The following is a 15,349-nucleotide window of genomic DNA, read 5'->3' on the forward strand; positions in this document are numbered from 1 at the left end:
GGTGCCACGCTATCCAGATGGACGATGTCCTACTTCGCCGCAGCACTGGTGTTCCTGCTCTGCGGCGAGGTCCTGCTGGCGGCGGGGTTCGGCTACCCGGCCCTGCCGCGCGAGGCACCCGAGACGCTGGTGATCGTCCACGCGCTCGGCATCGGATGGCTCGGGCTCCTCTTCTCCGGCGCCCTTCTGCAGTTCGTCCCGGTCCTGGTCGCGAGACCGCTGAGGGCGCCGTTTCTGGCACTGCCCGCGCTGATCCTCATCATCGGCGGGCTCTTGACCCTGCTTTCAGGGTTTCTCGGCCTCGGCGGCCGCCTCCCCGTCCCACCCGCGGCGCTGCCGGCCGGCGGGGTCCTGCTTGCCGGCGGCTTCGGCGCCCTCGCAGCGAGCCTCAGCGCCACGATATGGTCGGCGCGGCCGCTCGCCCTGCCCGGCCGCTTCGTCGTGGCCGGGCTCTTCGGCATGGGGCTGACCCTGTCGCTGGGGCTGTGCTTCACGCTCGTCCTGTCGGGGCTGGTGCAGGAGAGCCATGCGATCAATCTCGTCGTCGGCGGCGTCGGCCTGCATGCGACGATGGGCCTGTTCGGCTGGATGACGGTCATGGCCGTCGGCGTCTCCTACCGGCTGCTTGCGATGTTCCTGCTGTCGCCGGAGCACGATCGCAACACCTCGCGGATCGTGCTGGCCGCCGGCGTCGCGGCGATCCTGCTCTTGGCGGGGCAGATCCTGGCGACGGCCATGGGGAGCGACGGCACCTGGCCCGCGATCGGCGCAGCCGCGCTGGCGTTCGTCGGGCTCGGTCTCTACGCGGTCGACGTCGCAACCCTGTTCCGCCAGCGCCGGCGCAAGGCGGCGGAGCTGAATACGCTCCTCAGCCTCGCAGCCGTGTCCTTTCTGATTATCTCGGTCGGGCTGTTCACAGTCTCCGCGCTCACGGGAACGCTGGACGACAACGCCGCCACGCTGATCTGGCTCGTCGCCATGGGATGGCTGACCTGCCTCGGGCTCGGGCAGCTCTACAAGATCATCCCCTTCATGACCTGGCTCGAATGCTACGGGCCGGTGCTCGGAAAAGCCGCCGTTCCGCGCGTGCAGGACCTCGTGAACGAGCATCGGGCCGTCTGGTGGTTCGGCCTCTACGTCATGACCGTGGGCGTCTGCGCCCTGGCTTTGTTCGTCCACGACCCGCGTGTGTTTACCGCCGGCGGCATTCTGCAGATACTGGCGACGCTGGGCCTGATCGCGGAGTTCGTCAGGGCGCGGCGGCTCTCCTGGGCGCCAGCCGAGGTCCGGCTGCCTTCGGGCGTCCTGCCCCCTCATCTCTTTCTTACGCACCGGAGACAAAAATGAACGAAGACTTTGCGGAACTGGACGTCCGTCCGATGCTGAAGAACGGCGGCGAACCCTTCCAGGCCATCATGAGCGCCGTGGATGCCTTGCGGCCCGGACAGGGGCTCCGGCTTTTCGCCCCGTTCCGTCCGCAGCCGCTCTACGGGGTGATGTCCAACCGGGGCTTCGACCACGAGGTGATCGAAATGGAGGGCGGCGACTTCGAGATCCGCTTCACGCCCAGGAAATTGCCCGAAATCCAGCTCTCTTCGGATGCCGGCGAGCCCGAGCTCTGGGCGGACCCGATCGTGGACCTCGATCTCACCGGCCTGCTGCCGCCCGAGCCGATGGTGCGGATCCTGTCGGAAGCCGAGAAACTGCAGGACGGCGACGTCATCTTCGCCCTCCTTTCGCGCGAGCCGCTCCTTCTCTATCCGGAACTGGCCAAGCGCGGCCATCAATGGGTCGGCAACTTCGACGAGGCGCGGACGACCTATCGCATCATGATCCGCGTCGGGAAGGACAAGTAGATGCCGGACGACGCCCTCGCCCGGCGGATCCGGGACGCGCTTTCCATCGTCATCGATCCCGAGCTCGGCAGGAACGTCGTGGAGATGGGCCTGATCTATGCGATCGAATGCGGCAGCGACGGAACGGCCGCCATCGCGATGACGACCACCACGCGCGGCTGCCCGGCCGCCTCTTTCCTGACCGAAGCCGTCAGGGCGTGCGCCGCCGAGGTCGCGGGTGTCCGCGCGGTGGACGTCACCCTGACCTACGACCCGCCCTGGACGCCGGACATGATGGCCGGCTGAGATCCGCCGCTCACCGTCACCATGCATGACCGGACGGTGAGAGCGGGCTCGACCCCGGCGTTGAACGCGGTGTCGGTCGTCCTGATGCTGGGCTCCGGCTTCCTGGCGCTGTTGAGCGTCGCGGTCCAGCGGGAAAGACCGCACAGTGGGCGGCGGGCGCGGCCAGGATGAATGAAAAGGTGGGTGAAACTTCCCTGCATGCAATCCACGTCGTTGCCAGACGCCAGAAACGCGCAGCTCCATACGCCTGGTTGCGGACCCGCTGGAGAATGACACGTTTCGAAGGCTCTCGTCCAACGTCACAGCCGCGGGTCTATGGGTTCGCTTTCGAGAGCCAGGATCGCAAAGACGCATTCGTGGGTTTTCCGCAGCGGCGAATATCCGGTAAAGCGGGTCAAGGCTTCATGGCCAAGCGCAAACTCCCTCAGCGCGGCGGACCGCTTGGCGCCCAGCCCGCGCGCTCTGAGCCGCTCGAGGTTTTCCGGCAGGTCATACTCCGGCCCGTAGATGATGCGGAGATATTCAGGCCCCCTCACCTTCAAGGCGGGCTGGATCAACCCCTTGCTGCCGCGCGGTGCGAAGACGAGCGGCTTGACAACCATGCCCTCCCCACCGTTGCCGACAAGCTGCTCCCACCATCCGATGGCATCGGCAATGGCGGTATCGTCGGCCAAAGAGACTTGCCGCATCGCCGTGGGGGCGAGCGACGGCACCCCGGTCTCGACCAGCCGACGGGTGATTTCCATATGCCAGGAATGGTCGCGATCAAAGTGAACGGCGCCCTCGCTGGCGAGGAGATGGAAGGGCGCAACCTTGATGTCGTCGAGCGACGATACCGGCCAGACATAAGGGCTCCAGGCCTTCGCGTAGGCGGAAGCCTTCGCTTTGCGGGCGGCAAACCGGTCGTACAGGTCATTGACCGGTATGCCGCGCTGGATAGCCCTTTCCATGGCCGCGTGGACAGCTGCCAATCCGGCCTCCGCCGACACCGCAACCGGCTCGTACTGTTGCTCGATCAGGCTTGAGGCCTTCGCCGACCACGGCATGATTTCGGCATCGAGCAGCAACCAGTCGGTCGAGAGCTCATCCCAGATTTTCGCCTGATCGGCGGCACACCTCAGCCGATCCAGGATCGCGTCAGTCGTCGCATGATCAGAAAAGAACGAACGGCCGGTGCGCGTCCAGATCGCCCCGGCATCGGTGCCGACGGTTCCGAAGCGCCGACGGGCAACCGCGTCGTCGCGACACAATGCGATGATCGCACGCGATCCCATGTGTTTCTCTTCCAGCACCAGGTCCTGCTGTCCGCGCTCCCGAAAGAACGCGAAGGCCTCTTCCGGTCGCTCCAGAAAGCCTTCCTGCTTGCTGGTCTCGACCGGCGACATGGTCGGTGGCAGATAGATCAGCCACTGGGGCGCAATGGCGAAACGGCTCATCACCTCCAGCGCGGCGGATGCGTTCTCTTCCGCAACCACGATCCGCCGCATCAGGGAGGTATCGATCCAGCGGCGACCGGAGACGTCTGCATAGTCCAGCAGCGCATCGGCTTCGGCCTGCGAGGACGTCCCGGCCGCTGGTATCGCGATCGGACGCAATGGCTCCGACCAGACTGCCTTTGCGGCAACGCTGACGATCTCCTTTTCCGGCCACCGCAGCGCAGTCAGCTTTCCGCCGAAGACACAGCCGGTGTCGATGCAAATCGTATTGTTCACCCATTCGGCATCGACGACCGGCGTGTGGCCATAGACAACCGCCGTCTTGCCGCGATAGGACGCTGCCCAGTCTGCACGGACAGGCAGGCCGAATTCGTCCGTCTCGCCGGTAGTCTCGCCGAACATTGCGAAGGAACGGACGGCGCCCGATCCTCGGCCGATCATTTCCTCCTTCAATCCGGCATGCGCCACCGCAAGCCTGCCGCCATCGAGCCAGTAGTGGCTGCGCAGCTCATCGAGGAAGATGCGGACCTTCCGTCGGAACTCTTCCGTTTCCCCGTGGAGCTGATCGATGGATTGCTGCAGTCCGTGGGCAATCTTGACATCGCGCCCGCCAAGCCAGCGGGCCAGCTTCTGGTCGTGGTTTCCGGCCACGGCATAGCCGACCCCGCTTTCGACGGCAGCCATGGCCAGACGCAACGCATCCGGCGTTCGCGGACCACGATCCACAAGGTCGCCGGCAAAGACCAGTTTGCGTCCATGCGGCGAGAGGATCATTGGCTCGCCCGCGGCCCAGTCAACCTGATAGCCAAGCTGGACGAGTAGTTTTTCCAGTTCATCGGCACAGCCATGGACATCACCAATGATGTCGAAGGGGCCACGCTCCTCTCGCTTGTCCGTCCAAAGCGGCTTCCGCTCGATTTGCGCCGCATCCGCCTGCTCGATGGTGTCAAGGCGCCAGACCTGCCGAAACCCTTCCTTGGGCAACCCACGCAGGCCCTTGCGTATCTCCTGGACCATGCGCTGTGGCACGGATGCCCCGAAATTCCTGTCGGGCCTCGCCTTGTTGCGTTCGATGCAGACGTCGAGGCCCGGATCGAGGACGATGGCGACAGGCAGAGCGTGCCACTTGCGAGCGATCTCGACCCAGGCCCGCCTTTCGCTCGCGCGGACATTCGTCGCGTCGATCACCGTCAAGCGGCGGTGCTTCAGGCGCTTTTCGGCGATGGCCGTCACCAGCTCGAAGGCGTCGCTGGAGACGGACTGATCGTTTCCATCGTCCGAGACCATGGCCCGGCATTGGTCGGAAGACACGACTTCGCTTCGCAGAAACCATTTTGAAGCAAAGGTCGATTTGCCCGCGCCGGTCGCACCAATCAGGACGACCAGGGAGAAATCCGGGATTTCGAGCAGGACCGGATCCAAGACACTCATCGGGTCAGCACCGCCATCTGGGTTGGGGAACCATGAGCGTCGTCCTCGGGGCCAATGCCGCTCAGGTGCGCGCTGTATCCGTAGCGATCCTCAATCCCATTCACCCAGTGCCTGAATTCCTCGCGGCTCCATTCGAAACGATGATCCGCGTGACGCAGGCTGCCGTCAGGCAGGTTCGGAAAAAGGACGTTGTAGTCGCGGTTGGGCGTCGTCAGGACAACGGTCCTGGGACGCGCCTGTCCGAAAACGATCGCTTCGAATGCGGGAAGCCGGTCTTGATCAAGGTGCTCGACAACCTCGACAAGTGCGGCTGCATCCACCTCATGCCATCGCACGTCGCGGTAGGTCAGCGCTCCATGGAGTAGCGCGACTTTATCCTTCAGGCGGCTGCCCGGCTGATCGAGCTTCAGCCGTTCGGCAGCACGTTCCAGCGATCGCATGGATGCGTCCAGTCCTATGATCTTCTGGAATTGCCGCTCGCGGGCTAGACGATGGAGCAGCTTTCCCTCGCCGCATCCAAGATCGGCGACAGTGCTCGCACCGCTCGCCACAAGCTGCGTCAGGACGGTATCAAGCCTGAGATCGTGAAGGTTGATGCGCTCTTCGAGCAGCTCTTCCTGATCTTCTGCCTGTTGCTCGACAATGTCACTCTCGTCTTGCTCGTCCGGTGCGAGGCGGGCCAGAGCCTGCCGCGTCAGGCTACGCTGACGGCGGAGATAGCGGCTGGCGATCTGCTCCCGTGCGGGATGCCCAGGAAGCCAGGCCCCACCCCGCTCGATCAGCTTTGCAACCTCATCCTCGCCGACCCAATAGTGCTTTTCGGCATCAAGGACCGGGATGAGGACGTAGAGATGCGACAGCGCCTCGGAAAGCCTCATCTCGCCCTTCAGAGACAGAGAAACATAGCCCGATGGCCCGGACGAACCGTCGAGACGCGTGATTTCCACAGTCCATCCGAGCGGCTCGAAAAGCGTATGGACGAAAGCGTTCGAGCCCGGCAGCGGCGTGACGTTGATTTCGAGTGGAAGCGGTCTGACAGCAAGCTCAGGCCGATGTTCGGACGTCCCGGTAAATGCTGTTCGAAATGCCCTATTGAGCGCCACGGAAAGGAAAGAGGACGCCGCGTAAGGACGATCGTTGACGTATTGGGACATCAAGCCCTTCGCCGCACCGCGACCACGGACCAGGCCGACCGGATCGACGTCCAGGACGAGGGCAACTTCGCACCGCTCCTCGCTTGCCTCAGGAAAAAACACGGTTGCCTTGCCGAAGCTGAGGTCGAATCCATGCACCCTGTCGGGATGCTTCATCAGCAGGAAACCAAGATCGGCGGCAGGCCGGTATGTCGTTGCAATCGATAGGAACATGAAACACGCAGATCAAAACCAGAGCTGCTTATCGCAACTTCGATAGACTTCCGCAGGTTGTACTGGCGGCAATTGAAAAGGCCGGCGCGGCGACTTGGGATTGCGGCTTGGCGGAACGCGTCATCCGTCGTCCCGATGCCGGTGTCTTCAATTTGCACAAGCGAGCCAAGGGTCGCCGTAGGAGCTTACAGCCCTGCTTATCAGGCGCGACCAGCCCGCGGCCGAACGTGAAAAGCCCCGGCGTCGGCCGGGGCTCTCGGGTAGGCGGGTCCGGGTTTCTAGAACAGCGCGGCCGTGTTTTTCAGCGTCACCCAGATGCCCCAGAGGAGCGGGATGCCGACGACGGCCCAGGCGAGCGCCGCCTTGGCGTCCAGGCCGCCCGTGCCGATGCCGAAGGAGCCGGTCGGGCCTGCCGTGGCTGCGGCGGTCTTGGCCTGCAGCGCGGCGACCTCCTCGTCCGACATGAACCACTTGTCGGAGAGCGGCCGCACCAGGAGGTTGGCGATGAAGCCCAGGGCCAGCATGCCGGCGAGGATGTACATCGTGCCGGTGTAGAGTGCGGGGCCCGGCTCGACGCCGGCTGCAATCTGCGCCTCGCGGATGTAGTTCACCACGACCGGGCCGACGATGCCGGCGGTCGCCCAGGCCGTCAGCAGGCGGCCGTGGATCGCGCCCACGAACTGCGTGCCGAAGATGTCGGCGAGGTAGGCCGGGATGGTGGAGAAGCCGCCGCCATACATCGACAGGATGATGCTGAAGGACAGCACGAAGAGCGCCTTGCTGCCCATGTCCGCCAGGGTCGGAGCCAGGGCGTAGAGCACGATGCCGAGGACGAAGAACGTGTAGTAGGTGTTCTTGCGGCCGATCTTGTCGGAGAGCGAGGCCCAGAAGAAGCGGCCGCCGATGTTGAACAGCGACAGCAGGCCGGTGAAGCCGGCCGCGATCGCGGCGATCGCCGCCTTCTGGCTGGTGTCGAGCTGGCTGAAGGTGAGATCCGGCTGGCCGATGAGGCGACCGCCGAAGATCTCCTGCAGCATCGGCGAGGCCATGCCGATGACGCCGATCCCCGCGGAGACGTTGAGGCAGAGCACTAGCCAGATCAGCCAGAACTGCGTCGTCTTGTGGGCGTCGCGCAGGTGGACGTGCTTGGTGGTGATCATCGTCGACTTGGAGGCCGGCGGCGTCCAGCCTTCCGGCCGCCAGCCGGCCGGCGGGATGCGGTAGCCGAAGGCACCGCCCATCATGAAGCAGAAGTAGATCGCGGCCATGACGAGGAAGGTCTGCCAGACGCCGGCCGTCGTGTCGGTCTTGAAGATGTTCATGAGGATGTTGGCCAGCGGCGCACCGATCATCGCACCGCCGCCGAAGCCCATGATCGCCATGCCGGTCGCCATGCCGCGCCGGTCGGGGAACCACTTGATCAGCGTGGAGACCGGCGAGATATAGCCGAGCCCGAGGCCGATGCCGCCGATGACACCGGCGCCGATCCACATCAGCCAGAGCTGGTGCGTGACGACGCCGATGGCCGCCACGACGATGCCGCCGCACCAGCAGCAGGCGGAGACGAAACCGGCCTTGCGCGGGCCGACGCGCTCCAGCCAGCCTCCCCAGATGGCCGCCGAACAGCCGAGCAGCACGAAGAACAGCGTATAGATCCAGCCGAGATCGGCCACGCGCCAGTTGCAGCTCGTGGTGAAGAGCGCGGAGATGAGGTTGAGATCGGCGCAGGCCGCATCGGCAGCGCCCGGAATGGCCTTGGACAACGGCAGCCAGAACACGCTGAAGCCGTAGGCCATGCCGATGCACAGATGGATGGCGAGCGCGGCCGGCGGAACGAGCCAGCGGTTGAAGCCGGGCCTGGCGATGATGCGCTCCCGGTCGAGGATGCTGCCGGAATAGCCGCCGGCAAAGGTCTCGGTCGATACAGTCATATTTCTCCTCCGCAGCGCATCCCCCGGATGCGCAGATGTCGCGACAGGGAGAGGAACGATTGCCCCCGCAGCCGGCGAACCGCCCGCATCCTCCATGCAGACGGCAGGCCGCCGGACCTCCCGCTGCGGGCCGTTGCAAGGTGCGTGCCAAAGAGTATGACTTTTGAAATCAGCGGCTTAGGGAAACGGCGAGGCGAAAGAAGGACATTTTGTCCCTGCGGCGGACAGATTGTCCGCTCACGCCGCCTCGGGCAGCCAGACGGTGAAGGTCGCGCCCTCGCCCGGCCGGCTTGCGACAGAGATGGTCCCGCCCTGCCGCCTCACCAGCGTCTGGCTGATGGAAAGGCCGAGGCCGGTGCCCTGCTGCCGCTTGGTGGTGAAGAACGGATCGAACACCTTTGCCGCCACGTCCGGGTCCATGCCGACACCGCTGTCACTGACGACGATCGCGACGCCCGGCCGTCCGCCGCGGTCGCTGTCGCGCGTCTCTATGCGGAGCCTGCCGCCGTCGGGCATGGCATGGATGGCGTTGACCATGAGATTGACGATGACCTGCTGCAGCTCCGTACGGTTCATCAGCACCAGCCGCTCGGCCGTGTTCTCCAGCCGCACGTCGATCGCTGCCCGGGCCAGCAGGTGCTGGACGAGCGGCAGGCAATCGGCGACCGCCGGGCCGGGCGCGTGCCGATCGACGAAGCCGGCGAATTCCTCCGGCCTGGCGAACTGCAGGAGCTTCGTGACGATCTGGCTGATGCGCTGGATCTGCTCGTCGAGAAGCTGGAATTCCACCTTCGCCTGCTCGGCCCGGTCGCCGACCACCGCGCGGATGACCTCCAGGTTGCCCTGCATGACGGCGATGGGATTGTTGATCTCATGGGCGACGCCGGCGGTGATCTCGCCGATGGCGGCGAGCTTTTCGGACATGATGAGCTGCTTCGTGGTGGCCTCGAGCTGCCGGTTGGCCAGCTGCAGCTCCCGGGTGCGCTCGTCGACGCGGGCGTTCAGCTCCTCGTTCCAGCTTCGAAGCTGGCGATCGCTCCGTTCCAGTTGGTCGAGGAGATCGTCGAGATGCACGGCGACGCGGCCGATCTCGTCCTGGCTGTCGACCGGGCCGGTGCGCGCGCCGAGATTTCCGCTCTCGACCTTGGCGATGGTGGCGTCGACGCGCTCGAGCGGCTCGAAGATGCCGCGCGCCCAGCGCAGGAAGATCGGCACGCTCGCCGCCGTGATCGCCAGGAAGGCAAGGCCGATGGTGAGCACCGTCTGGTGCTTCGCCGCGGTGAAGGGCGCCTCCAGGAAACCGACATAGAGCATGCCGACCCGCTTGCCATGGCTGTCGGTGATCGGCTCGTAGGCGGAAATGTACCAGTCGTTGACGACGAAGGCGCTGTCGAGCCAGGTCCTGCCCTCACCGAACACCGCCGAGCGCACCGCCGCGGAAACGCGCGTGCCGAGCGCCCGGCGGCCCTCGAAGAGGCGGACGTTCGTGCTGATGCGCACGTCGTCGAGAAACAGCGTCGCCGTGCCCTGGCTGCCCTCCGGCAGGCTCGCCGCGCGGTAGACGAGATCGTTGATCGTATCGATGAAGACGAGGTTCTGGTTGAGCAGGATGCCGCCGACGAGCACGGCCTTGCGCCCGCCGCCGAGCGTCACCGGGCTTGCGCTCTGCACGACCATGCCGCGCGTCTCCTCCGTGCGCTCCGTCGGCACCGCGTTCGGCGTCGGGACGAGCGGCAGGCGCGCGCGGGCGGCAAGGTCGGGAGAGAGGTTCTTCAGGTCGGCATCGTCGAAAATGTCGATGCCCGTCGAAGACCGGCCCGAGAGCGCGTCGCGGATGACGGGCCAGTCGGTGCGAAGGGAAGCCGCGGTCTCGGCGGTGACGGATGTGACGAGCCCGCCGTCCGGATCGATCACATACAGAAAATCGAGCTCCAGCCGCACCCGCGCCGCGTCGAGCAGGGCCTTGAGCCCGGCCGCGTCGTCGGCCGCATCGCGGAAGCGCACCGAGCCGCCGAGGGCGGCGATCTGCTCGCCGGTGTTGTCGAGGATATGGGCGAGGTACTGGTGGGCGATGGTCAGGTCGCCATTGACCTTGGAGATCAGTGCGGCATCGAACTTCTCGTTCCAGCGATAGACGGTGACGCCGAGCAGAAGCGGCAGGATGACCAGCATGGGCAGCAGCGCGATGGCGAGCAGCCGGTAGCGCACCGAGCGCGCCGGGCGGATTGTGCGGCTGCGGTCAATCATCCCAGGCGGCCAGCTTCCGGTCGATGGTCTTGCGGGAAATACCGAGCTGGCGGGCCGCCTCGTCGCGCTGGCCGTTGCAGGCGGCAAGCACGGCCAGGATATGCCGGCGCTCCACATCCGCCAGCAACCCGCCCGCCCCGGCCGCCGGCGCCGCGTTCGAGCCGAAGCCTTCGGGGAAGCGGCCGAGGATCAGCGTCCGCTCGACGAGATTGCGCAATTCGCGCACGTTGCCCGGCCAGTCATGGGCCATCAGCGCCTGGCGCACCGCCGCATCGATGGGGACGGCCGGCATGGCGAGCTGCGCGGAGAGCTTCTTCATGAAGAGCGCCGCAAGCTCCACCGAATCGCCGTCCCGCTCCTTGAGCGGCGGAAGATGGATTTGCATCACATTGATGCGGAAGAAGAGATCGGCGCGGAAGCGGCCGGCCCGCACCTCCTTCTCCAGCTCGGCATTGGTGGCGAAGATGAAACGGAGATCGACCGGCACCTCGCGCTCGGAGCCGACGGGCCGCACCTTGCGGTCCTCCAGCACGCGCAGCAGCTTGCTCTGCGTGGCGAGCGGCATCTCGCTGATCTCGTCGAGGAACAGCGTGCCGCCCTGGGCGTGCAGGAACAGGCCCTCGCGCGCCCGCTCGGCGCCGGTGAAGGCGCCCTTCAGATGGCCGAACAGCTCGCTCTCGATCATGTCGGGCGGGATCGCCCCGCAATTGACCGGCACGAAGGGCTTGGCGGAGCGGTCGGAGAGCGTGTGCAGCGAACGCGCCGCCACTTCCTTGCCGGTGCCGGACTGCCCCGTCAGCAGGACGGAGGTCGGCAGCGGCGCGACGCGGGCGATCGTCTCGCGCACCCTGGCTATGGCGGCGGATTCGCCGATCAGCCGGTCGCGCAGCAGGATATGGTCGGATGTCGCCTTCAGTTCGTGGCGCAGCACGTAGTTCTCGCGCTGCAGGCGGATGCGATCGAGACAGCGCGCCACGGCGTTGAGCAGCTGGTTGGAACGGAAGGGCTTGAGGATGAAATCGACCGCGCCGGCACGCAAAGCCTGGATCGCCGTCTCAAGGTCGGCATAGGCGGTCATCAGGATGGCATCGGCGAAAAAGCCGATCGCACGCTGCTCGGCGAGCCATTCGACGCCGTTCTTCTTCGGCATGATGTTGTCGAGGATGACGACGTCGAAATGATGCTGATCGAGCTTCTGCGAGGCCTCGTTCGTATCGGCCGCCAGTTCCAGCCGCTTGCAGCGTGGCCCGAGCGTGCGCATGAGGAAGTTGCGCATCCCCGGCTCGTCGTCGACGACGAGAATGGATGCCTGCGCCAGCCAGGGGCCGAATTCCGGATCGGCGGACGTGTCGCGCAGCGCGCCCACGGCTTCAATCGGCACCTGGTCTCCTCCTCCCGGCGTCAGTCTTCTGTTGACCTACCATAGGAAGCCTGCGCCGCAAGCACAAGGCGGCGCCGGACAGGCGACACGCGCAGGACTTTCAGACGTCCACTGCGGAGCGCATGGAGAGCTGGAGGGCCTCGAAGTGGCGGTAACGCCGCTGGTGGATGTCCGCGATCTCGCCGCCCGCCGGCTCGTAGGTCGCAGCGACGGTGCTGAGCGCCGCCATGGCGGCAGCGACATCGGCGAAGCAGCCGGAGGCGACGGCGCCGAGAATGGCGGCGCCGAGCAGGACCGGTTCTTCCGCACCCGGTGCGACGACCGGCTTGCCGCAGGTATCGGCAAGAAGCTGCCGCACGATGTCGCTCCGCCCCGCCCCGCCGCTGATCACGACGCGCTCGACGGATGCGCCCTCGCGCGCCTGCGTCTCGATGATCTGCCGCAATCCATAGCCGATACCGCAGAGACCGGCGATATAGAGCCCGACGAGGCTGCCGAAGTCCCGTTCCATGCCAAGGCCGGCGATGACGGCTCTTGCATGCGGATCGGCGAAGGGGGCGCGGTTGCCGAGGAATTCGGGCACCACGTGCAGTCCGGCGGCGAGGCGGACGGCCTCGGTTGGCGACGAGGCCCTGGCCGAGGCCGCCTCGGCCATGAGAACGGGCAGCGGAACGCCGCGCGCCTGTGCCTGCGCTGCCGCCTCCGGCGCGGCGGGATGGAAGGCGAGCAGCTGATCGATCGCGGCCCCCGCCGCACTCTGGCCGCCCTCGTTGAGCCACAGGCCGGGCACCATCGCCGAGTAGTACGGCCCCCAGACACCGGGCACGAAGACGGGCGTTCTCGTCGAGGTCATCGTGCAGGACGAGGTCCCGAAGACATAGGCGAGGTTTTCCGTCGGCCGGCCGCCGATGCCGACCGTGCCGATGCCGCCGGCATGGGCGTCGATCATGCCCGCGCCCACGGCCGTTCCGGGCCGCAAGCCCATCGCGGCCGCCGCTTCCGGCGTCAGCCCCTGGCCCAGTCGCGTGCCGGGGTCGACGATGCGGGTGCCGATGCGGCCGAAGCCCTCTGCGGCGAGCTCGCCAAGGCCGATCCTCTCGAAATAGCCGGGATCCCACCGGTTCTCGTGCGCGAGGTAGGTCCATTTGCAGGTGACGGTGCAGGTCGAGCGCGCGAGGTCGCCCGACGCCTTGAAGGTGAGGAAATCGGCCAGGTCGAAGAACTGCCAGGCAGCGGCAAACACCTGCGGCCGGTTCTCCTTCAGCCAGAGCAGCTTCGGCGTCTGCATTTCCGGCGAGACGCGCCCGCCGACATAGCGCAGCACCTCGTGGCCCATCGCGTTGATCCGCTCCGCCTGGCCGACGGCGCGGTGGTCCATCCACACGATGATGTCGCGCTCCGGCTTTTCCGAAGGGCCGACGGCAAGCGGCACCGCGCCCTTGCCGAGCACGACGAGCGAACAGGTGGCATCGAAGCCGAGGCCGATCACCGCGTCCGGGTCGACGCCCGCCGCGGCCACGGCCTCGCGGATACTCGCGCAGACCGCGTCCCAGATTTCCGTGCTCGACTGCTCGACGATTGCGCCCGCTTCGCGAAACAGCGAAATGTCCCGCCTGGCGGACGCAAGCATCGTGCCGGAAAGGTCGAACAGGCCGGCCCGCGCGCTGCCGGTGCCGACATCGACACCGACGACATAACGGGCATTGCGGTCCGGGGACTGGATCATGGAGCCATACTCTCGGAGGGTTCGACGACCGTGTTCTACCGGCTCGCCACGAAGTCCGCCATGCGGCGGATCAGGAAGGCGCCGACCGTCGCGCCGGCATCCTGCAGGCCGACGGTCTTTTCCTGGAATGCCGCCGCCTTGCCATGTTGGGCGAGCATGGACTTGGTGGCTTCCAGCGCCTGTTCCGCCGCATCCGCCGCCGCCTTCAGAGCGTCGGAAAGCGGCGCGCCGGCGGAAGCCTGCGCCTCGAGCGTCGTCGCGATGGGGTCGAGGACGTCGAGCAGCGTCTTGTCGCCGACCTTCGCCTTGCCGCGTTCGGCGACGCCGTCGCGATAGGCGCGCCAGAAGGCGGCCATGTCGGCGGTCTCCAACGCGTCCCTGCCTTCGACGGCCTTGCTCGCGCGCAGGAACCCGGTTGCCGTCAGCGTTCCCATGGTGGAGGGCGCGGTGCGGGCCATCGTGGCGCCAGCGGTGCGCAGCAGCCTGGCGATGCCGGCCGCCTCGCCTTCGGCCTCCAGCGCCTCGGCGGCGGCGGCGAAGGACTTGCTCATGGTGATGCCGAGATCGCTGTCGCCCACCTTGCCGTCGAGCGCGATGAGGAACTCGCGCTGCTCGGCAAAGAGGTCCTTCCAGCTCTTGAAGAGATCGATGAGATCTGCGGCCTTCAGTGTCTGCATGGTCATCGTTTCACCCCGCCACGTGCTGGAAGAAGGGGGTGTTGGCCGGGGCGGCGACGAGGCGATCCAGTTCCTCGTCGAGATGCAGGATCGAGATCGAGGCGCCGGCCATTTCCATCGAGGTGGCAAATTCGCCGACCCAGACATGTTTCGCGGTGACGCCACGCGCCTCCAGGAGCTGCGAGACCCGACGGAAGAGGATATAGAGCTCTTCCAGCGGCGTGCCGCCGAGGCCGTTCACCAGCACGGCGACATCGTCGCCCGCCTTGTAGTCGGTTTCGGCGAAGATGCGGCCCATCATCTCGTCGACGACGGCATCGGCGGATGCCAGCTTCTTGCGGCTGATGCCCGGCTCGCCATGGATGCCCATGCCGATTTCCATCTCGTCCTCGCCGATCGAGAACGTGGCATGGCCGATTTCCGGCACGACGCAGCTCGAAAGGGCAACGCCCATCGTGCGGGTGCGCAGGCGTGCCTTGTCGGCAAGACGCGTGACCTCGTCGAGCGGGAGGCCTTCCGCGGCGGCCGCACCGGCTGTCTTGTAGATGAAGAAGATGCCGGCGACGCCGCGGCGCTTGTGCTCCTCGCCGACCACCGAGGAGGCGACGTCGTCGTTGCCGACGACCTGCCTGACGGCGATGCCGTCCAGATCGGCAAGTTCGGCGGCCATGTCGAAGTTGATGATGTCGCCGGTATAGTTGCCGTAGATGTAGAGGACGCCGGCGCCCTGATCGATATGCTTGGTGACCTGGTACATCTGCTCGGCGCTGGGCGACTGGAAGACGCCGCCGACGGCCGCACCGTCCAGCATGCCGTCGCCGACGAAGCCGAGGAACGTCGGCAGATGGCCGGAGCCGCCGCCGGTGGCGATGCCGACCTTGCCGGGCTTGGTCTTCGCCGTCACGAGGCAGCGCAGGTCCCCGGCCGCATGGGTGACGGCGGGATGCGCCTTGTAGATGCCTTCGAGCATCTCGTCGACGAAGTTGACGGGGTCGTTCAGGAATTTCTTCAT

11 protein-coding genes are annotated in these 15,349 nt (G+C 66.3%); 3 read left to right on the forward strand and 8 right to left on the reverse strand.

Translation table 11 applies throughout. The features are described from left to right. Nucleotides 1-24 precede the first annotated feature (24 nt). The 3 genes from P0086_RS07885 to P0086_RS07895 are packed head-to-tail and all read left to right on the forward strand — an operon-like array spanning nt 25 to nt 2,141. The gene (locus P0086_RS07885; RefSeq protein WP_275784299.1) at nt 25-1,347 is read left to right on the forward strand and encodes a hypothetical protein; all 1,323 of its coding nucleotides are present in this window, start codon (nt 25-27) and stop codon (nt 1,345-1,347) included. Further along, nucleotides 1,344-1,856, forward strand: coding sequence for a DUF2249 domain-containing protein (locus P0086_RS07890; protein ID WP_275784302.1), 513 nt, complete (start codon nt 1,344-1,346; stop codon nt 1,854-1,856). Before P0086_RS07885 ends, P0086_RS07890 begins: the two co-directional genes overlap by 4 nt. Beyond that, the gene (locus P0086_RS07895; RefSeq protein ID WP_275784304.1) at nt 1,857-2,141 is read left to right on the forward strand and encodes a metal-sulfur cluster assembly factor; all 285 of its coding nucleotides are present in this window, start codon (nt 1,857-1,859) and stop codon (nt 2,139-2,141) included. It begins immediately after the preceding gene. 299 nt (nt 2,142-2,440) lie between these two features. On the opposite strand, the gene P0086_RS07900 is transcribed toward P0086_RS07895, so the two are convergent. The 8 genes from P0086_RS07900 to P0086_RS07935 all read right to left on the reverse strand — a co-directional run bounded on the left by P0086_RS07900 (nt 2,441) and on the right by P0086_RS07935 (nt 15,349). Further along, nucleotides 2,441-5,008 carry a polynucleotide kinase-phosphatase gene (locus P0086_RS07900; protein WP_275784307.1) on the reverse strand — a complete coding sequence of 856 codons (2,568 nt, stop codon included), beginning with the start codon at nt 5,006-5,008 and terminating at the stop codon, nt 2,441-2,443. After that, complete coding sequence (locus P0086_RS07905) at nt 5,005-6,375, reverse strand: 3' terminal RNA ribose 2'-O-methyltransferase Hen1 (RefSeq protein WP_275784309.1); 1,371 nt, start codon at nt 6,373-6,375, stop codon at nt 5,005-5,007. The genes P0086_RS07900 and P0086_RS07905 overlap by 4 nt, the downstream gene beginning before the upstream one ends. Nucleotides 6,376-6,653: 278 nt before the next feature. Further along, nucleotides 6,654-8,306 (reverse strand): OFA family MFS transporter, encoded by a 1,653-nt coding sequence (locus P0086_RS07910; protein ID WP_112610244.1) that lies wholly within the window; start codon nt 8,304-8,306, stop codon nt 6,654-6,656. A 237-nt stretch (nt 8,307-8,543) separates the two neighbouring features. Beyond that, nucleotides 8,544-10,553 (reverse strand): cache domain-containing protein, encoded by a 2,010-nt coding sequence (locus P0086_RS07915; protein ID WP_275784312.1) that lies wholly within the window; start codon nt 10,551-10,553, stop codon nt 8,544-8,546. Beyond that, a complete protein-coding gene (locus P0086_RS07920) occupies nt 10,546-11,928 on the reverse strand; it encodes a sigma-54 dependent transcriptional regulator (protein WP_275784446.1) in 1,383 nt (460 codons plus the stop codon). Before P0086_RS07920 ends, P0086_RS07915 begins: the two co-directional genes overlap by 8 nt. A gap of 106 nt (nt 11,929-12,034) precedes the next feature. Beyond that, a complete protein-coding gene (locus tag P0086_RS07925; RefSeq protein ID WP_275784316.1) occupies nt 12,035-13,660 on the reverse strand; it encodes an FGGY-family carbohydrate kinase in 1,626 nt (541 codons plus the stop codon). Nucleotides 13,661-13,695: 35 nt separating this feature from the next. Next, nucleotides 13,696-14,343 carry a dihydroxyacetone kinase subunit L gene (locus P0086_RS07930; protein WP_275784318.1) on the reverse strand — a complete coding sequence of 216 codons (648 nt, stop codon included), beginning with the start codon at nt 14,341-14,343 and terminating at the stop codon, nt 13,696-13,698. Nucleotides 14,344-14,347: 4 nt separating this feature from the next. Then, nucleotides 14,348-15,349: a dihydroxyacetone kinase subunit DhaK gene (locus P0086_RS07935; protein ID WP_275784321.1), complete on the reverse strand. Its 1,002-nt coding sequence runs from the start codon at nt 15,347-15,349 to the stop codon at nt 14,348-14,350.

Origin of the sequence: Mycoplana sp. MJR14, from assembly GCF_029210525.1 — a bacterium.
In the GTDB taxonomy this organism is placed as follows: Bacteria; Pseudomonadota; Alphaproteobacteria; order Rhizobiales; family Rhizobiaceae; genus Mycoplana.